Annotated in this window: 30 protein-coding genes; all 30 read right to left on the bottom strand. The window is 48.5% G+C overall.

The window, feature by feature from the left end:
- Window positions 1-218: 218 nt before the first annotated feature.
- Window positions 219-614 (bottom strand): 50S ribosomal protein L17, encoded by a 396-nt coding sequence (gene rplQ / locus ACO0K9_RS23960; protein ID WP_110255935.1) that lies wholly within the window; start codon window positions 612-614, stop codon window positions 219-221.
- Window positions 615-739: 125 nt separating this feature from the next.
- Entirely contained in the window at window positions 740-1,717 is a 978-nt protein-coding gene (locus ACO0K9_RS23955) for a DNA-directed RNA polymerase subunit alpha (RefSeq protein WP_110255934.1), read from the bottom strand.
- Between the two features lie 105 nt (window positions 1,718-1,822).
- The gene (gene rpsD, locus ACO0K9_RS23950) at window positions 1,823-2,446 is read right to left on the bottom strand and encodes a 30S ribosomal protein S4 (protein WP_422989145.1); all 624 of its coding nucleotides are present in this window, start codon (window positions 2,444-2,446) and stop codon (window positions 1,823-1,825) included.
- 211 nt (window positions 2,447-2,657) lie between these two features.
- On the bottom strand, window positions 2,658-3,062 hold the full coding sequence (rpsK, locus tag ACO0K9_RS23945; protein ID WP_110255932.1) for a 30S ribosomal protein S11: 405 nt from the start codon (window positions 3,060-3,062) through the stop codon (window positions 2,658-2,660).
- 31 nt (window positions 3,063-3,093) lie between these two features.
- Window positions 3,094-3,459, bottom strand: coding sequence for a 30S ribosomal protein S13 (gene rpsM / locus ACO0K9_RS23940; protein WP_186950499.1), 366 nt, complete (start codon window positions 3,457-3,459; stop codon window positions 3,094-3,096).
- 27 nt (window positions 3,460-3,486) lie between these two features.
- Window positions 3,487-3,600: a 50S ribosomal protein L36 gene (gene rpmJ, locus ACO0K9_RS23935; RefSeq protein ID WP_014004415.1), complete on the bottom strand. Its 114-nt coding sequence runs from the start codon at window positions 3,598-3,600 to the stop codon at window positions 3,487-3,489.
- Between the two features lie 33 nt (window positions 3,601-3,633).
- On the bottom strand, window positions 3,634-3,852 hold the full coding sequence (gene infA / locus ACO0K9_RS23930) for a translation initiation factor IF-1 (protein WP_005663428.1): 219 nt from the start codon (window positions 3,850-3,852) through the stop codon (window positions 3,634-3,636).
- A 23-nt stretch (window positions 3,853-3,875) separates the two neighbouring features.
- Window positions 3,876-5,213 (bottom strand): preprotein translocase subunit SecY, encoded by a 1,338-nt coding sequence (gene secY, locus ACO0K9_RS23925; RefSeq protein WP_422989143.1) that lies wholly within the window; start codon window positions 5,211-5,213, stop codon window positions 3,876-3,878.
- A gap of 26 nt (window positions 5,214-5,239) precedes the next feature.
- Window positions 5,240-5,671, bottom strand: a complete 432-nt coding sequence (gene rplO, locus ACO0K9_RS23920) for a 50S ribosomal protein L15 (protein WP_186950503.1) — start codon at window positions 5,669-5,671, stop codon at window positions 5,240-5,242.
- Window positions 5,672-5,699: 28 nt separating this feature from the next.
- On the bottom strand, window positions 5,700-5,879 hold the full coding sequence (rpmD, locus tag ACO0K9_RS23915) for a 50S ribosomal protein L30 (protein WP_162039560.1): 180 nt from the start codon (window positions 5,877-5,879) through the stop codon (window positions 5,700-5,702).
- Between the two features lie 10 nt (window positions 5,880-5,889).
- Complete coding sequence (rpsE, locus tag ACO0K9_RS23910) at window positions 5,890-6,408, bottom strand: 30S ribosomal protein S5 (RefSeq protein WP_110255927.1); 519 nt, start codon at window positions 6,406-6,408, stop codon at window positions 5,890-5,892.
- Window positions 6,409-6,420: 12 nt separating this feature from the next.
- A complete protein-coding gene (rplR, locus tag ACO0K9_RS23905; protein ID WP_422989141.1) occupies window positions 6,421-6,783 on the bottom strand; it encodes a 50S ribosomal protein L18 in 363 nt (120 codons plus the stop codon).
- A gap of 12 nt (window positions 6,784-6,795) precedes the next feature.
- Window positions 6,796-7,329 (bottom strand): 50S ribosomal protein L6, encoded by a 534-nt coding sequence (rplF, locus tag ACO0K9_RS23900; protein WP_422989139.1) that lies wholly within the window; start codon window positions 7,327-7,329, stop codon window positions 6,796-6,798.
- A gap of 10 nt (window positions 7,330-7,339) precedes the next feature.
- Complete coding sequence (gene rpsH / locus ACO0K9_RS23895; protein WP_162039557.1) at window positions 7,340-7,735, bottom strand: 30S ribosomal protein S8; 396 nt, start codon at window positions 7,733-7,735, stop codon at window positions 7,340-7,342.
- A gap of 14 nt (window positions 7,736-7,749) precedes the next feature.
- Window positions 7,750-8,055 carry a 30S ribosomal protein S14 gene (gene rpsN, locus ACO0K9_RS23890; RefSeq protein WP_110255923.1) on the bottom strand — a complete coding sequence of 102 codons (306 nt, stop codon included), beginning with the start codon at window positions 8,053-8,055 and terminating at the stop codon, window positions 7,750-7,752.
- Window positions 8,056-8,062: 7 nt separating this feature from the next.
- Entirely contained in the window at window positions 8,063-8,602 is a 540-nt protein-coding gene (gene rplE / locus ACO0K9_RS23885; RefSeq protein ID WP_422989138.1) for a 50S ribosomal protein L5, read from the bottom strand.
- Between the two features lie 4 nt (window positions 8,603-8,606).
- Window positions 8,607-8,921 carry a 50S ribosomal protein L24 gene (rplX, locus tag ACO0K9_RS23880; RefSeq protein WP_186950507.1) on the bottom strand — a complete coding sequence of 105 codons (315 nt, stop codon included), beginning with the start codon at window positions 8,919-8,921 and terminating at the stop codon, window positions 8,607-8,609.
- A gap of 9 nt (window positions 8,922-8,930) precedes the next feature.
- Window positions 8,931-9,299: a 50S ribosomal protein L14 gene (gene rplN / locus ACO0K9_RS23875; protein WP_006464924.1), complete on the bottom strand. Its 369-nt coding sequence runs from the start codon at window positions 9,297-9,299 to the stop codon at window positions 8,931-8,933.
- A gap of 239 nt (window positions 9,300-9,538) precedes the next feature.
- Window positions 9,539-9,811: a 30S ribosomal protein S17 gene (gene rpsQ, locus ACO0K9_RS23870; protein WP_422989136.1), complete on the bottom strand. Its 273-nt coding sequence runs from the start codon at window positions 9,809-9,811 to the stop codon at window positions 9,539-9,541.
- The gene (rpmC, locus tag ACO0K9_RS23865; protein WP_110255919.1) at window positions 9,811-10,002 is read right to left on the bottom strand and encodes a 50S ribosomal protein L29; all 192 of its coding nucleotides are present in this window, start codon (window positions 10,000-10,002) and stop codon (window positions 9,811-9,813) included. Before rpmC ends, rpsQ begins: the two co-directional genes overlap by 1 nt.
- Window positions 10,003-10,014: 12 nt before the next feature.
- Window positions 10,015-10,434 carry a 50S ribosomal protein L16 gene (gene rplP / locus ACO0K9_RS23860; protein ID WP_110255918.1) on the bottom strand — a complete coding sequence of 140 codons (420 nt, stop codon included), beginning with the start codon at window positions 10,432-10,434 and terminating at the stop codon, window positions 10,015-10,017.
- A gap of 2 nt (window positions 10,435-10,436) precedes the next feature.
- Complete coding sequence (gene rpsC / locus ACO0K9_RS23855) at window positions 10,437-11,270, bottom strand: 30S ribosomal protein S3 (protein WP_422948928.1); 834 nt, start codon at window positions 11,268-11,270, stop codon at window positions 10,437-10,439.
- 9 nt (window positions 11,271-11,279) lie between these two features.
- Complete coding sequence (rplV, locus tag ACO0K9_RS23850; protein WP_174244915.1) at window positions 11,280-11,612, bottom strand: 50S ribosomal protein L22; 333 nt, start codon at window positions 11,610-11,612, stop codon at window positions 11,280-11,282.
- A 6-nt stretch (window positions 11,613-11,618) separates the two neighbouring features.
- A complete protein-coding gene (gene rpsS, locus ACO0K9_RS23845) occupies window positions 11,619-11,894 on the bottom strand; it encodes a 30S ribosomal protein S19 (RefSeq protein ID WP_110255916.1) in 276 nt (91 codons plus the stop codon).
- Window positions 11,895-11,904: 10 nt separating this feature from the next.
- Window positions 11,905-12,732, bottom strand: a complete 828-nt coding sequence (rplB, locus tag ACO0K9_RS23840) for a 50S ribosomal protein L2 (protein WP_422989133.1) — start codon at window positions 12,730-12,732, stop codon at window positions 11,905-11,907.
- A gap of 2 nt (window positions 12,733-12,734) precedes the next feature.
- On the bottom strand, window positions 12,735-13,049 hold the full coding sequence (gene rplW, locus ACO0K9_RS23835) for a 50S ribosomal protein L23 (RefSeq protein ID WP_422989131.1): 315 nt from the start codon (window positions 13,047-13,049) through the stop codon (window positions 12,735-12,737).
- Window positions 13,046-13,669 carry a 50S ribosomal protein L4 gene (gene rplD, locus ACO0K9_RS23830; RefSeq protein ID WP_186950515.1) on the bottom strand — a complete coding sequence of 208 codons (624 nt, stop codon included), beginning with the start codon at window positions 13,667-13,669 and terminating at the stop codon, window positions 13,046-13,048. The genes rplW and rplD overlap by 4 nt, the downstream gene beginning before the upstream one ends.
- A 3-nt stretch (window positions 13,670-13,672) precedes the next feature.
- Window positions 13,673-14,329 (bottom strand): 50S ribosomal protein L3, encoded by a 657-nt coding sequence (rplC, locus tag ACO0K9_RS23825; RefSeq protein WP_422989130.1) that lies wholly within the window; start codon window positions 14,327-14,329, stop codon window positions 13,673-13,675.
- Between the two features lie 222 nt (window positions 14,330-14,551).
- Window positions 14,552-14,869 carry a 30S ribosomal protein S10 gene (rpsJ, locus tag ACO0K9_RS23820; RefSeq protein WP_110255911.1) on the bottom strand — a complete coding sequence of 106 codons (318 nt, stop codon included), beginning with the start codon at window positions 14,867-14,869 and terminating at the stop codon, window positions 14,552-14,554.
- 132 nt (window positions 14,870-15,001) lie between these two features.
- Window positions 15,002-15,728, bottom strand: a 727-nt coding sequence (locus tag ACO0K9_RS23815) for an EF-Tu/IF-2/RF-3 family GTPase (protein WP_422987774.1), incomplete at its 5' end; no start/stop codon positions are given.

Below are 15,728 nucleotides of genomic sequence, written 5' to 3'. Positions count from 1 at the left end.
TCTCCAATTTCATTCTGATAACAGTTGCAGGTCCAGCCTTTTCCTGGGACTGGTTCACATTCATCCCGTGGACAGCTATTGGTCGACGCAACGTGCTTTGCATTACACGGCAAAAAGCAAAAAGCCGTTCAGTATAAACTGAACGGCTTTTCAAGACTGGGGCATTGCTGCCACCGGTGCATTACTTGCGACTAATTACTTGAGACTAATACTGGAGATTACTCAGCAACTGGTGCATCAGCTGCATCGACGCCTTCTGGACGGTCCAGCAGTTCAACGTATGCCATAGGAGCATTGTCGCCGACGCGGAAACCCATTTTCAGGATGCGCAGGTAGCCGCCGTTACGATTTGCATAACGTGGGCCCAATTCAGCAAACAGCTTGACTACCATTTCGCGGTCGCGCAAACGGGAGAAAGCCAGACGCTTGTTAGCCAGTGTGTCTGTTTTACCCAAAGTCAGAATCGGCTCGATAACGCGGCGCAGTTCTTTGGCTTTTGGCAAAGTTGTTTTGATGGCTTCGTGACGCAACAGGGATACTGTCATGTTGCGCAGCATTGCCAGACGGTGGGAAGAAGTACGATTCAGCTTACGTAAGCCGTGACGATGACGCATGGTATTTCCTTTCAGATTTAAATGCCAGCTCTTCTATCGATAAGCAAACTTATCGCGGGCCGGTAATTATTTTTACTACGGTTAAAAAACGAGCAGGCTGTCTCAGCCCACTCGTTATGACAAAATTACTTTTCCAGGCCAGCTGGTGGCCAGTTTTCCAGTTTCATGCCCAAAGACAAACCACGGGAAGCCAGAACTTCCTTGATTTCGTTCAAGGACTTGCGACCCAGATTTGGTGTCTTCAACAGTTCATTTTCGCTACGCTGGATCAGATCGCCAATGTAGTAAATGTTTTCTGCTTTCAGGCAGTTGGCTGAACGTACTGTCAGTTCCAGATCATCGACTGGACGCAACAGGACAGGATCAACTGCAGGTGCACGGGATGGGGCTTCAGCAGCAGCTTCAGTACCTTCCAGGGCAGCGAAGACATTCAATTGATCAACCAGCACGCGAGCGGATTGACGGATTGCTTCTTCGGGAGAGATGACGCCGTTGGTTTCAATATTGATAACCAGTTTATCCAGATCGGTACGTTGTTCAACGCGGGCAGATTCCACTGCGTAAGAAACACGACGTACTGGAGAGAAAGACGCATCCAGTATCATACGACCGATGGTTTTGTTCGCATCTTCAGACAGACGGCGAACGTTACCTGGCACATAGCCACGGCCTTTTTCTACCTTGATCTGCATGTCCAGCTTACCGCCGGCTGTCAGATTGGCGATCACGTGATCCGGGTTGATCAGTTCTACGTCATGCGGCAGATCGATGTCGGAAGCCAATACAGCGCCTTCGCCATCTTTTTTTAATGTCAGTGTAACTTCATCACGGTTATGCAACTTGAAAACGACGCCTTTCAAGTTCAACAGGATGTCAACGACGTCTTCTTGCACGCCATCGAGGGAAGAATATTCGTGAACCACACCAGCGATAACTACTTCAGTCGGTGCATAACCAACCATAGTGGACAACAGCACGCGACGCAGCGCATTGCCCAGTGTATGGCCATAACCACGTTCAAACGGTTCCATCACGACTTTAGCGTGACCGGCACCCAGCATTTCCACATCAATGATACGTGGCTTCAACAGATTGTTTTGCATGAAATGTCCTTTTCAATACCCTCGGTTCGTTACACCGATAAGGCTGACGGCATTAAAGAAAAAAGCCTGCCTGTCGCTAAACAGGCAGGCGGTGAAACTTGAATATTAACGAGAATACAATTCAACGATCAGGGATTCGTTGACATCGTGAGCGATGTCGCTACGATCTGGCATGGACTTGAAAGTACCTTCCAGTTTCTTCGCATCAACAGCTACCCAGGAAGGCATGCCGGATTGTTCTGCCAGGGACAGCGCTTCAGCGATACGAACTTGTTTCTTGGCTTTTTCACGAACAGCGATAACGTCACCAGATTTAACCTGGTAAGAAGCGATGTTGACAACGATACCGTTGACTGTGAATGCCTTGTGGCTGACCAACTGACGTGCTTCAGCGCGTGTGGAGCCGAAGCCCATACGGTAAGCAACGTTGTCCAGACGGGATTCCAGCAATTTCAACAGGGTTTCGCCTGTGTTGCCTTTTTGACGGTCAGCTTCAGCGAAGTAACGGCGGAACTGACGTTCCAAAACGCCGTACATACGTTTAACTTTTTGCTTTTCGCGCAATTGATTGCCGTAGTCAGAGGTACGAGCACCGGAAGTGCGACCATGTTGACCTGGTTTTGCGTCCAGTTTGCATTTGGAGTCGAGGGAGCGACGTGCGCTCTTCAAGAACAGATCCGTGCCTTCGCGGCGGGAAAGTTTTGCTTTTGGTCCGATATAACGTGCCACGATATTTTCCTTGTAAATGACGTAATGTTTTCTACACTACGCTAGTCTGATCTGCCTGCAATCAGACGGTGGTCTTAACAACAAAGACGGTGTCTTTGTGAATTCTAAAATTTTCACAACACAAAACCCGCCAACGAAATGGCGGGTCTGCATTCTAACGGAGATTCCGTCAGAACGCCAGCAGAGAATAAATCCCGCTTAGTATTCCAGCTTAGATACGACGACGCTTTGGAGGGCGGCAGCCGTTATGTGGCACTGGAGTAACGTCTTGAATCAGGGAGATCTTGATCCCCAGATTGTTCAAGGCGCGTACTGAAGATTCGCGACCTGGGCCTGGGCCTTTGATACGAACTTCCAGATTTTTGATACCGCATTCAACAGCCACTTTACCAGCTGCCTCTGCTGCAACCTGCGCTGCAAACGGAGTAGACTTACGTGAGCCTTTAAAACCAGCACCACCGGCAGTTGCCCAAGACAACGCATTGCCTTGACGATCAGTGATCGTGATGATGGTGTTGTTGAAAGAAGCGTGAACGTGAGCAATACCTTCTGCAACGTTCTTTTTAACTTTCTTACGCGCACGTGCTGCTGCAGCGTTATTTTGAGCTTTTGCCATAATGTTTTCCTTGGATCCGGGCTAGCCTGGATTATTTCTTCAAAGATTGCGCTGCTTTACGTGGACCCTTACGAGTACGCGCATTAGTGCGTGTACGTTGGCCACGGCAAGGCAAGCCTTTACGATGACGGAGACCACGGTAGCAACCCAAGTCCATCAAGCGTTTGATGTTCATGGACAGTTCACGACGCAAGTCGCCTTCGACGATAAATTTACCGATTTCGTCGCGAAGCTTCTCGAGTTCGTTGTCATCCAGATCTTTAACCTTTTTATTGGTCAAAACACCTGTTGCGTCACAGATTTTCTGTGCGCGTGGACGGCCAATACCATAGATAGCTGTCAAGCCGATTACGGTATGCTGATGATTTGGGATATTAACCCCTGCGATACGTGCCATTCGTTATTCCTCGTTCAATAACGTTAATTAACCTTGGCGCTGCTTATGGCGTGGTTCTGTGCATATAACACGAACAACACCCTTGCGCTTGATGATTTTGCAGTTGCGGCAGATCCGCTTAACTGATGCGAGAACTTTCATTTTTGCCCTCTTTCCTTCTAGTTCATTTTAAATTTACTTGGTACGGAACACTATTCGCGCCCGGCTCAAATCATAAGGCGTCAATTCCACTGTCACCTTATCACCTGGAAGAATACGAATATAGTTCATTCGCATCTTCCCGGAAATATGGCCAAGTACAACATGCCCGTTTTCCAACTTAACTCGAAATGTTGCATTCGGAAGATTCTCCAGAATCTCGCCCTGCATCTGTATAACGTCGTCTTTTGCCATTCGATCTGCTGTCCCCTGGGCGATTACCGTGAAGGAATCCCGCCCTTGAAATTTGCTTTACGAAGAAGCGAATCATATTGCTGGGACATCACATAGTTCTGTACCTGCGCCATAAAGTCCATGGTAACCACCACGATAATCAGCAGAGACGTTCCGCCGAAATAGAATGGCACTTTCCACTTCGCAACCAAAAATTCTGGCAACAGACAAACCAGCGTAATATAAATCGCACCAGCCAGCGTCAAGCGCATCAAAATCTTGTCGATGTAGCGAGCGGTCTGGTCACCAGGACGAATCCCCGGAACAAACGCACCACTTTTCTTCAAGTTATCAGCGGTTTCTTTGCTATTGAATACCAAAGCGGTATAGAAAAAGCAGAAGAATATGATCGCTACTGCATACAACAAAGCGTGTATCGGTTCACCAGGCGCCATCGACGCAGCCAAATCTTTCAGGAAGGTAACTACACCACTCGTTGAAGACTCAGCACCCTTGGTAAACCAGCTGGTGATCGTCGCCGGGAACAAGATAATGGAAGAAGCAAAAATGGGAGGAATTACACCAGCCATATTCAACTTCAGCGGCAAATGACTGCTTTGCCCGCCATACACTTTATTACCCACTTGACGCTTGGCGTAATTCACCAGAATCTTGCGTTGACCACGCTCGACATACACCACTGCAAACGTTACTGCCGGAACCAGGACACAGATCACCAATGCCGAGAAATTACCTATCTGACCGCTACGTACCAATTCAAACAGATTACTCAAACCACCAGGCAAACCTGCCGCAATACCAGAGAAAATGATGATGGAGATACCATTTCCCAGACCGCGTTCAGTGATTTGCTCACCGAGCCACATCAGGAACATCGTACCTGTCACCAGGGACACTACCGTCGTAAAACGGAAAGCGAGACCCGGATCTATCACCAGATTAGCCTGACCTTCCAGACCAAATGCAATAAAGTAGGCTTGCACAGTTGCCAGCAACAAGGTGCCATAACGCGTATATTGCGTAATCTTTCTACGACCGGATTCGCCTTCTTTTTTGAGGGCTTCCAGTTGAGGAGAGACGATCGACATCAACTGCATGATGATCGAAGCCGAAATATACGGGGTGATACCGAGCGCAAAAATTGCAAAGCGCTGCAGCGCACCGCCTGAAAACATATTAAACATACCCAGAATACCGCCCTGGTTTTGTTTAAACATTTCAGCTAGCACATTTGCATCAATGCCAGGTACAGGAACATGTGCACCTATCCTGTAGACAACCAGTGCCGCCAGCAGGAACCAGAGTCGCCCCCAGGGAAACCCGCTTGCGGCACTTTTATTTTGTTGTGGAGATGTTGCCAATTAATGCTCCGGTTGTCTGCTTTGAATTAAGCGATTGTGCCACCAGCAGCTTCGATTGCAGCTTTAGCGCCTTTAGTGACGATCAAACCGTTCAAAGAAACTTTTTTGGTAATTGCACCAGACAAAATGACGCGGACTACACGTGCCAATTCAGAAACTACGCCGGCTTGTTTCAAAGCCAAAACGTCGATGTCTGTCACTGGCAGGTTTTCCAGGTCTGTCAGGCGAACTTCTGCTTTATACGGTGTTGCCAGTGATTTAAAACCACGTTTTGGCAAACGACGTTGCAGAGGCATCTGACCGCCTTCAAAACCGACTTTATGAAAGCCGCCGGAACGGGACTTTTGACCTTTATGGCCACGGCCCGCTGTTTTACCTAAGCCTGAGCCGATACCGCGACCAACACGACGTTTGTAGTGTTTTGCGCCATCAGCTGGCTGGATTGTATTCAATTCCATAATTTGCTCCGATCGAAAACCAAACGGCTTACGATACAACCTTCACAAGATACGAGACTTTATTGATCATGCCACGTACTGCTGGTGTGTCTTCCAATTCAGAAACTGAATTGACGCGACGCAGGCCCAGGCCACGTACAGTTGCACGGTGATCCTGGCGTGTGCCGATCAAACCTTTAACCAATTGCACTTTTACTGTCTTAGACATGAGGTGCTCCTTAACCGAGAATTTCTTCAACAGTTTTGCCACGCTTTGCAGCGATTTCAGATGGAGTACTCATCTTGGCCAAACCATTCAAAGTTGCACGAACCATGTTGTAAGGGTTAGTGGAACCGTTGGATTTCGCCACGACGTTCACAATACCCATTACTTCAAAAATCGCGCGCATTGGACCACCAGCGATAACGCCAGTACCTTCTTTTGCCGGAGAAATCATGACGGAAGATGCGCCGTGCTTGCCAGTAACGGTGTGTTGCAAAGTACCGTTCTTCAAAGTCACTTTAATCATCTTGCGACGTGCTTCTTCCATCGCTTTTTGTACGGCTACCGGAACTTCTTTCGATTTTCCCTTGCCCATACCGATACGGCCATCGCCGTCACCAACGACTGTCAGCGCTGCGAAACCCATGATACGACCACCCTTAACCACTTTGGTTACGCGGTTGATCGCGATCATTTTTTCGCGCATGCCATCATCCGGCTTGTCGGCTGCTGTTTTTGCTTGCATTTTTGCCATGACAAATTTTCCTTAGAACTTCAAGCCAGCTTCACGGGCTGCTTCTGCAAGCGCCTTGACGCGACCGTGGTAACGGAAACCGGAGCGGTCAAACGCAACTTCGGTAACCCCTGCTTTGATTGCCTTCTCCGCAACACGTTTGCCGACCAAGCTCGCTGCAGCAGCATTGCCACCCGCACCAGACTTGCCAGCCAACTCTGCACGTACTTCTGCCTCTACGGTAGAAGCCGATGCCAACACTCTGGCGTCTGGGCCAATGATGTTTGCATAGATGTGCAGGTTTGTGCGGTGCACGGCCAGGCGGTTCACTTTGAGTTCTGCGATCTTGGCACGGGTTTGACGTGCGCGGCGCAGACGTGATTGTTTCTTGTCCATCGTCAACCCCTATTACTTCTTCTTGGTTTCTTTAATCACAACCACTTCGTCCACATAGCGGACGCCTTTGCCTTTATAAGGCTCTGGACTGCGGTATGCACGAACTTCAGCAGCAACCTGACCAACTTTTTGCTTATCAATCCCTTTGATCAGGATTTCAGTTGGTGTTGGTGTTGCACATGTAACGCCAGCTGGCATTGCGTGAACAACAGGGTGCGAGAAACCAAGAGACAAATTCAATTTGTCGCCTTGAGCTTGCGCTTTATAACCAACGCCGACCAAGCTCAGTTTCTTTTCGAAACCTTTAGTGACGCCGTTAACCATATTGTTGACCAGGGCACGCAAGGTACCGCTCATCGCATTGGCTTCACGACCATCATTAGCTGGGGAAAAACTTAAAGTACCATTGTCGTTCGCAACTGTTACCAAGCCATTCAATGCTTGGGACAGCACGCCCTGTGGGCCTTTAATTGTAATCTGCTCTGTCGAAATGGTGACTTCAGCACCTGCCGGCAAAGCGATTGGCATCTTACCTACTCGAGACATCTTTCACTCCTTAGGCGACGTAGCAAATCACTTCGCCACCGACACCGGTTGCGCGCGCTTTGCGGTCAGTCATAACGCCTTTTGGTGTGGAAACGATCGCCACTCCCAAACCGTTCATGACACTTGGGATCTCGTCTTTACCTTTGTAAATACGGAGACCTGGACGTGATACACGTTCCAAGCGTTCAATAACAGGACGTCCTGCGTAATATTTCAAGCCGATTTTCAATTCGGACTTACCTGCAGTTTCAGAAACTGCGAAATCTTCAATGTAACCTTCGTCTTTAAGTACGTTCGCAATTGCGATCTTTACTTTGGAAGACGGCATCGCGACGACAGTTTTTTGAACAACTTGTGCGTTACGGATGCGGGTCAGCATATCGGCGATAGGATCGCTCATACTCATTGCTTATTCTCCTATTACCAGCTGGCTTTAGTCATACCCGGGATTTCACCACGCATGGCGACTTCACGGAGTTTAATACGGCCCAAACCAAACTTACGGAATGTGCCACGTGGGCGACCTGTCAAAGCGCAGCGGTTACGCTGACGGGTCGGATTGGAATTACGTGGCAAAGCCTGCAACTTCAGACGAGCAGCGTACTGCTCTTCTTCTGTCTTTGATTGGTCATCAATGATGGCCTTCAATTCGGCGCGCTTACCAGCGAATTTCTTCACCAGGTCTGCACGCTTTTGCTCACGATTAATCAGTGCCAATTTTGCCATGGCGACCTCAGTTTCTGAACGGAAATTTAAATGCGGCGAGGAGCGATTTCGCTTCGTCGTCGGTCTTTGCTGTCGTAGTGATACTGATATTCATACCACGCAACGCGTCGATCTTGTCGTATTCGATTTCAGGGAAAATGATCTGTTCCTTGACACCGATATTGTAGTTACCACGACCATCAAACGCACGACCAGAAACGCCACGGAAGTCACGTACACGTGGCAGAGCCACAGTGATGAAACGATCCAGGAATTCATACATCTGAGCGCCACGCAAAGTTACCATACAACCAATTGGATAACCTTCACGGATTTTAAAACCAGCGATCGCTTTGCGAGCTTTGGTCACTACTGGTTTTTGACCAGCGATCTTGGTGAGATCACCAACCGCATGCTCGATAATCTTTTTGTCAGCGATTGCTTCAGACAAACCCATATTCAGGGTGATTTTCAAGATACGTGGGACTTCCATGATTGACTTGTAAGCGTACTTTTGAGTCAATTCACCAACGATTTTATCTTTATATATAGCTTGTAGACGGGCCATGATGTTATGCCTTCACAACTTCGCCAGTCGACTTGTAGATACGGACTTTCTTGCCATCCACTACCTTGAAGCCTACACGGTCTGCTTTGCCAGACGCTGCATTAAACAATGCAACATTCGACACATGAATCGGCATCACTTTATCCACGATGCCACCAACTGCGCCAGTCATTGGGTTTGGTTTAACTGCCTTCTTGGCCACATTAACACCAGCAACAACAACGTAATCGCTATCGATGCATGTTTGCACCTGACCGCGCTTACCTTTGTCTTTACCCGTCAAGACGATGACTTCGTCGTTTTTACGAATTTTGTTCATCACAACCCCTTACAGCACTTCAGGAGCCAGGGACACGATTTTCATAAAGCGCTCAGTACGCAGTTCGCGTGTTACTGGGCCGAAAATACGAGTACCGATAGGCTCAAGTTTTGCATTCAACAATACCGCAGCATTGCCATCAAATTTGACCAACGAGCCATCTTGACGACGAACACCCTTAGCTGTCCTCACGACAACGGCGTTGTAAATTTCACCTTTTTTTACACGACCGCGCGGAGCAGCAGACTTAACAGTGACTTTGATTACGTCACCAATACCCGCATAACGACGCTTGGAACCGCCCAACACTTTAATGCACAAAACTTCGCGCGCACCAGTATTGTCAGCCACTTCCAGCCGGCTTTCTGTTTGAATCATAATGTTCTCTTTCCCAACTTAATCCACACAACTTGCACTATGCAAATTTGTAGTCAGTCTTGGTCCTGCCAGCTAACCCCTACATAACCTACAATGCACGAGCCAACTGATTAGGTGGACGATTTTTTAACCACTTTCACAACAGGAGGGCGTTGCGAAAGACATTTAGGCTGCCACTCGCTTACTTTGCAAATGACAGCCCATTATTATTACACCAAAAAACGATTTGTGCAATAAATTTATACTACTTGTGCGACTTGAACCACACGTGTCACTGTCCAAGCTTTAGTCTTGGAGATAGGACGACCTTCTTGAATTTCAACGGTGTCGCCGGCCTTTGCCTGGTTTGCCTCATCGTGCGCGTGGTACTTTGCACTACGGACGATGATCTTGCCATACAAAGGATGCTTGACGTGACGTTCAACGACCACTGTTACGGTCTTGTTCATCTTGTCGGAGACAACCTTGCCAATCAATGTGCGCTTCAGTGCGACTTTAACTTGATCGTTCATTATTTGGCATCCTTCTGGTTCATGACGGTTTTTACACGTGCGATGTCACGACGAACTTTTTTCAACTGCGAAGTGTTAGTCAGCTGTTGCGTAGCGATTTGCATACGCAGGCTGAATTGTGCCTTCAGCAATTCATTCAGTTCTTTGGTCAAAGCCGCCTGATCCTTACCTTGGAGTTCAGATACTTTCATTTACAACTCCTATTATTGGCCGACTTGACGGACGACGAACGTAGTCAACAGCGGCAATTTAGCTGCAGCCAAGCGGAACGCTTCGCGTGCCAGCGTCTCATCGACACCATCCATTTCGTACAACATTTTGCCTGGTTGAATCTCGGCAACGTAGTACTCAGGATTACCTTTACCATTACCCATACGGACTTCCGCTGGCTTCTGGGAAATTGGCTTGTCCGGGAAAATGCGGATCCAGATACGACCACCGCGTTTAATGTGACGTGTCATTGCACGACGCGCAGCTTCAATCTGACGCGCTGTGATACGACCACGGCCAACCGCTTTCAAGCCAAACTCACCGAAGGAAACTGCTGTACCACGAGTATGCGAGATACCCTTGTTACGGCCTTTCTGTTCCTTGCGATATTTTCTGCGTGCTGGTTGCAGCATGATTATTCTCCTGCTTTCTCAGCCGGGGCTGCAGCGTCAGCTTTTGCGCGTACGCGCTTGGCTGCCGGGGCTGCTGCGCCGGTCGTCGGTGTTTGTCCTTCAGGACGCTTGGCGCGTGGACGGCTATTTGGCTTGCCATCATCACGACGTGGACCACGACGTTTTTTGTCGTCTTCCGGTGTCGATTCGATAACAGGCGCATCGCCATTTGCCAAACGATCGCCTTTGTAGACCCATACTTTTACGCCAATGATGCCGTAAGTTGTGGATGCTTCGCCAAAGCCGTAGTCGATGTCAGCACGCAGAGTATGCAGAGGCACACGGCCTTCGCGATACCATTCTTTACGTGCAATTTCGATACCGTTCAAACGACCACCAGACATGATCTTGATACCTTGTGCACCCAGGCGCATTGCATTCTGCATCGCACGTTTCATGGCGCGGCGGAACATGATGCGTTTTTCCAGCTGTTGAGCGATAGAATCAGCGATCAATTGCGCATCGATTTCTGGTTTGCGAATTTCTTCGATGTTGACGTGCACTGGCACGCCCATCAATTTCGACAACTCAGCTTTCAATACTTCAATGTCTTCGCCTTTTTTACCGATTACAACGCCTGGACGGGAGCTATAAATAGTAATGCGTGCGTTTTTGGCAGGGCGCTCGATAACGATGCGGCCTACAGACGCGTTTTTCAGTTTCTTCTTCAGGTATTCACGTACCTTCAGATCTTCGATCAGCATGCTGGCAAAGTTACCATTGCCAGCATACCAGCGAGAAGACCAGTTACGTGTTACTGCCAAGCGAAAACCGGTTGGATGTATCTTCTGTCCCATCGTGACTCCTTAGTTACCGACAGTCACATAAATGTGACAGGATTGTTTAGAGATACGATCACCACGACCTTTTGCGCGTGCTGTAAAACGCTTCAAAATCGCACCTTTTTCGACATAGATAGTCTTTACTTTCAGCTCATCGATATCCGCGCCATCATTGTGTTCGGCGTTTGCAATTGCAGACTCCAACACTTTCTTGATGATCGCAGCACCTTTTTTAGGGCTGAATGCCAGGATATTCAATGCCTGATCTACTTTTTTACCGCGAATCAGGTCAGCCACCAGGCGACCTTTTTGCTCAGACAGACGCACACCGCGCAAATTTGCTTTAGTTTCCATCATCGGTCCTTATCTCTTAGCCTTTTTATCGGCAGCGTGACCCTTGAACGTACGGGTCAGCGCGAATTCGCCGAGCTTGTGACCAACCATGTTTTCGGAAACATAAACTGGTACGTGTTGCTTACCGTTATGAACCGCAATGGTCAAACCGATGAAGTCCGGCATAATTGTCGAACGACGGGACCAAGTCTTGATTGGCTTTTTGTCTTTAGTCGCTTGCGCGGTTTCGACTTTCTTCACCAGGTGGGCGTCGCAAAACGGCCCTTTTTTCAATGAACGTGTCATGTTTTATCCCTTATTTCTTGCCACGGCGTGAGACGATCATCGAAGTAGTGCGCTTGTTGCGACGTGTCTTCTTACCCTTGGTTTGCTGACCCCATGGTGATACTGGGTGACGGCCGGCTGCAGTTTTACCTTCACCACCACCGTGCGGGTGATCGACCGGGTTCATGACCACACCGCGAACGGTAGGACGAACACCACGCCAACGCATTGCACCAGCTTTACCGATTTTGCGCAGATTATGCTCGCCGTTGCCTACTTCACCGACTGTCGCACGGCATTCGATATGAATGCGGCGAACTTCACCGGAGCGCAGACGAACCTGAGCGTAAGTACCTTCGCGCGCCATCAGCACAACGCCAGCACCAGCTGTACGTGCAATCTGAGCACCTTTGCCTGGCAGCATTTCTACGCAATGCATAGTTGTACCGACCGGGATGTTACGGATAGGCAAACAGTTACCAGATTTGATCGGCGCTTGCGAACCGTTCATCACCTGATCACCGGCGACCATACCTTTAGGCGCAATGATGTATGCACGTTCACCATCCGCGTAGCACAACAAAGCAATGTGTGCTGTACGGTTAGGATCGTATTCAATACGTTCTACTTTTGCAGGGATACCATCTTTGTTGCGTTTGAAGTCAACCAGACGATAATGCTGCTTGTGGCCACCACCGATATGACGGGTAGTGATGTGACCGTTATTATTACGGCCAGCAGTCTTGGATTTCTTTTCCAACAAAGCAGCGAACGGACGACCTTTGTACAGGCCTTCTGTCACTACTTTCACCATACCACGACGACCTGGTGAGGTTGGCTTCATCTTAACGAGTGCCATGCTTATGCCCCCTCAGTAAAGTTAATTTCCTGACCTGGCTTCAAGCATACAAAAGCGCGTTTTGTATGATTGCGGCGGCCATTAAATTTACCGGTACGTTTTTGTTTACCTTGACGATTTGCCACTTGTACGGATTCAACTTGTACTTTAAACAGCAATTCGACGGCAGCTTTGATTTCTGGCTTGGTTGCATCTGGCATAACCAGGAAAACCACTTGCTCATTCTTTTCAGCAACCATGGTTGCTTTTTCAGAAATCACAGGAGCCAGCAACACCTTCATCAGGCGTTCTTCGCTATGTTTGACTGGTGCGCTCATGCCAGCATCTCCTCAATCTTTGCCAGTGCTGGCTTGGTGATCAACACTTTCTTGTAGAACACCAAAGAAACTGGATCTGCATAACGTGGCTCAACAACCAAAACGTTTGCCAGGTTACGCGCTGCCAACATCAGGTTTTCATTGAATTCGTCAGTAATGATCAGGACGGAATCCAGGCAACCCATTGCCTTCAGCTTTTCGGACAACAATTTTGTCTTAGGTGCATCAACAGCGACATTGTCGACCACATTCAAACGACCTTCACGCGCCAACTGAGACAGGATCGAGCAGATACCTGCGCGATACATCTTCTTGTTAACTTTGTGAGAGAAATTCTCATCAGGCGAATTCGGGAATATACGACCACCGCCACGCCACAATGGAGAAGAAGACATACCAGCACGTGCACGACCAGTACCTTTTTGACGCCAAGGCTTCTTGGTTGTGTGATGGACTTCTTCACGATCTTTTTGTTTGCGATTACCGCTACGAGCATTGGCTTGGAATGCAACGACGACTTGATGAATCAAGGCTTCATTGTAATCACGACCAAAGATAGTATCAGGAGCGGCTACGTTCGACGCTGCTTGACCTTGTTCGTTTAGGAGCTTCAGTTCCATGGATTAGGCTCCCTTCTTTGCTTTAACTTTAACAGCAGGAGATACAACTACCTGACCATTTTTTGCACCCGGTACAGCACCCTTCACCAGCAACAACTGACGCTCAGCATCAACGCGAGCGATTTCCAGATTTTGCACAGTGCGAGTAACGTCACCCAGATGACCAGTCATGCGCTTACCAGGGAATACACGACCTGGATCCTGCGCCATACCGATAGAACCAGGTACATTATGCGAACGGGAGTTACCGTGGGAAGCGCGACCGGAAGCGAAATGGTGACGCTTGATGGTGCCGGCATAGCCTTTACCAATAGAAACGCCTTGCACATCCACTTTTTGACCAGCTTCGAACATGCCAACAGGCACGACATCGCCTGCTTTCATTTCAGCAGCTTTAGCAGCATCAATACGGAATTCTTTTAATACAGTACCAGCTTCAACACCTGCTTTTGCGAGGTGACCGGCAGCCGCTTTTGTTACGCGGGATGCACGGCGCTGACCGAAAGTTACCTGAACAGCGGAGTAACCGTCTGTTTCAGGAGTTTTGACTTGCGTCACGCGGTTGTTGGACACATCCAAAACAGTAACCGGAATTGAATCCCCGTCATCTGTGAAGATGCGCATCATACCAACCTTGCGACCAACTAGGCCCAAGCTCATTGTTTTCTCCATTCTCACCTACGATTGGGTGAGGCTGATGTTTAAAAAACTTAAACGAATAGGCCAGCAATAGCTGACCTACATCTAAGCCTTCGATTATAGCCTGCGAATTTTTTATTTACAAGACTATTTATTTGAATTTTCGAAAAATTGTGGTATGTCGAATTTTCAGTATTTATCTGGAAATACAAATTTGCATTCGTATTTCCCGATCAATTGGGATTATTGCAATTTGATTTCTACGTCAACGCCAGCTGGCAGATCGAGCTTCATCAATGCATCAACTGTTTTGTCAGTTGGGTCGACGATGTCCATCAAACGCTGGTGCGTACGGATTTCGAATTGATCACGGGAAGTTTTGTTCACGTGTGGGGAACGCAGTACGTCGAAACGCTGGATACGTGTAGGCAGAGGGACCGGGCCTTTAACAACAGCGCCAGTGCGCTTGGCTGTTTCAACGATTTCCAGAGCGGACTGATCGATCAGTTTGTAATCGAAAGCCTTCAGACGGATACGGATTTTTTGATTTTGTGTGGACATGTTCATTCCTGTAAAGAGCGAGCCACTGACGGCAGAACCGGTGGCATATTGAATAAAGAGCGAAAACTACACTGGCTGCCGCATTAAATTTAATACGACAGCCAACTAGTATACTACAAATTACGGCAGATATTACTCGATGATTTTAGCTACAACACCAGCACCGACAGTACGACCGCCTTCACGGATAGCGAAGCGCAAGCCTTCTTCCATCGCGATCGGGTTGATCAGTTTGACTGTGATAGAGACGTTATCACCTGGCATGACCATTTCTTTGTCTTTCGGCAACTCGATCGAACCAGTAACGTCCGTTGTACGGAAGTAGAACTGTGGACGGTAGTTGTTGAAGAATGGGGTATGACGACCACCTTCATCTTTGGACAATACATAGATCTCGCCTGTGAAGTGGGCGTGAGGCTTGATGGAGCCTGGTTTTGCCAACACTTGACCACGCTGGATATCTTCACGTTTGGTACCACGCAGCAATACGCCGACGTTGTCGCCTGCCTGACCTTGGTCGAGCAGTTTGCGGAACATTTCAACGCCTGTGCAGGTTGTTTTGACTGTGTCTTTGATACCAACGATTTCGATCTCTTCGCCTACTTTGACGATACCGCGTTCGATACGGCCAGTAACGACTGTACCGCGACCGGAGATGGAGAATACGTCTTCTACTGGCAACAGGAAGGCGCCGTCAACAGCACGTTCTGGTGTTGGGATGTAGGTATCCAGAGCGTCAGCCAGTTTCATGATGGCTTCTTCGCCCAATGGACCTTGGTCGCCTTCGAGGGCCAACTTGGCGGAACCTTGAATGATAGGCAGGTCGTCGCCTGGGAATTCGTATTTGGACAACAATTCA

It is taken from the genome of Undibacterium sp. Ji50W, assembly GCF_049340445.1.
In the GTDB taxonomy this organism is placed as follows: Bacteria; Pseudomonadota; Gammaproteobacteria; order Burkholderiales; family Burkholderiaceae_D; genus Undibacterium.
The sequence above is the reverse complement of the archived record's forward strand: the minus strand, read 5'-3'. Positions and strand labels throughout refer to the sequence as shown.

Excerpts from the sequence above, each read along its gene's own strand:
- rplQ (WP_110255935.1), bottom strand. The coding sequence starts at position 614 with ATGCGTCATCGTCACGGCTTACGTAAGCTGAATCGTACTTCTTCCCAC.
- ACO0K9_RS23955 (WP_110255934.1), bottom strand. The coding sequence starts at position 1,717 with ATGCAAAACAATCTGTTGAAGCCACGTATCATTGATGTGGAAATGCTG.
- rpsK (WP_110255932.1), bottom strand. The coding sequence starts at position 3,062 with ATGGCAAAAGCTCAAAATAACGCTGCAGCAGCACGTGCGCGTAAGAAA.
- rpsM (WP_186950499.1), bottom strand. The coding sequence starts at position 3,459 with ATGGCACGTATCGCAGGGGTTAATATCCCAAATCATCAGCATACCGTA.
- rpmJ (WP_014004415.1), bottom strand. The coding sequence starts at position 3,600 with ATGAAAGTTCTCGCATCAGTTAAGCGGATCTGCCGCAACTGCAAAATC.
- infA (WP_005663428.1), bottom strand. The coding sequence starts at position 3,852 with ATGGCAAAAGACGACGTTATACAGATGCAGGGCGAGATTCTGGAGAAT.
- rplO (WP_186950503.1), bottom strand. The coding sequence starts at position 5,671 with ATGGAATTGAATACAATCCAGCCAGCTGATGGCGCAAAACACTACAAA.
- rpmD (WP_162039560.1), bottom strand. The coding sequence starts at position 5,879 with ATGTCTAAGACAGTAAAAGTGCAATTGGTTAAAGGTTTGATCGGCACA.
- rpsE (WP_110255927.1), bottom strand. The coding sequence starts at position 6,408 with ATGGCAAAAATGCAAGCAAAAACAGCAGCCGACAAGCCGGATGATGGC.
- rplR (WP_422989141.1), bottom strand. The coding sequence starts at position 6,783 with ATGGACAAGAAACAATCACGTCTGCGCCGCGCACGTCAAACCCGTGCC.
- rplF (WP_422989139.1), bottom strand. The coding sequence starts at position 7,329 with ATGTCTCGAGTAGGTAAGATGCCAATCGCTTTGCCGGCAGGTGCTGAA.
- rpsH (WP_162039557.1), bottom strand. The coding sequence starts at position 7,735 with ATGAGTATGAGCGATCCTATCGCCGATATGCTGACCCGCATCCGTAAC.
- rpsN (WP_110255923.1), bottom strand. The coding sequence starts at position 8,055 with ATGGCAAAATTGGCACTGATTAATCGTGAGCAAAAGCGTGCAGACCTG.
- rplE (WP_422989138.1), bottom strand. The coding sequence starts at position 8,602 with ATGGCCCGTCTACAAGCTATATATAAAGATAAAATCGTTGGTGAATTG.
- rplX (WP_186950507.1), bottom strand. The coding sequence starts at position 8,921 with ATGAACAAAATTCGTAAAAACGACGAAGTCATCGTCTTGACGGGTAAA.
- rplN (WP_006464924.1), bottom strand. The coding sequence starts at position 9,299 with ATGATTCAAACAGAAAGCCGGCTGGAAGTGGCTGACAATACTGGTGCG.
- rpsQ (WP_422989136.1), bottom strand. The coding sequence starts at position 9,811 with ATGAACGATCAAGTTAAAGTCGCACTGAAGCGCACATTGATTGGCAAG.
- rpmC (WP_110255919.1), bottom strand. The coding sequence starts at position 10,002 with ATGAAAGTATCTGAACTCCAAGGTAAGGATCAGGCGGCTTTGACCAAA.
- rplP (WP_110255918.1), bottom strand. The coding sequence starts at position 10,434 with ATGCTGCAACCAGCACGCAGAAAATATCGCAAGGAACAGAAAGGCCGT.
- rpsC (WP_422948928.1), bottom strand. The coding sequence starts at position 11,270 with ATGGGACAGAAGATACATCCAACCGGTTTTCGCTTGGCAGTAACACGT.
- rplV (WP_174244915.1), bottom strand. The coding sequence starts at position 11,612 with ATGATGGAAACTAAAGCAAATTTGCGCGGTGTGCGTCTGTCTGAGCAA.
- rpsS (WP_110255916.1), bottom strand. The coding sequence starts at position 11,894 with ATGACACGTTCATTGAAAAAAGGGCCGTTTTGCGACGCCCACCTGGTG.
- rplB (WP_422989133.1), bottom strand. The coding sequence starts at position 12,732 with ATGGCACTCGTTAAGATGAAGCCAACCTCACCAGGTCGTCGTGGTATG.
- rplW (WP_422989131.1), bottom strand. The coding sequence starts at position 13,049 with ATGAGCGCACCAGTCAAACATAGCGAAGAACGCCTGATGAAGGTGTTG.
- rplD (WP_186950515.1), bottom strand. The coding sequence starts at position 13,669 with ATGGAACTGAAGCTCCTAAACGAACAAGGTCAAGCAGCGTCGAACGTA.
- rplC (WP_422989130.1), bottom strand. The coding sequence starts at position 14,329 with ATGAGCTTGGGCCTAGTTGGTCGCAAGGTTGGTATGATGCGCATCTTC.
- rpsJ (WP_110255911.1), bottom strand. The coding sequence starts at position 14,869 with ATGTCCACACAAAATCAAAAAATCCGTATCCGTCTGAAGGCTTTCGAT.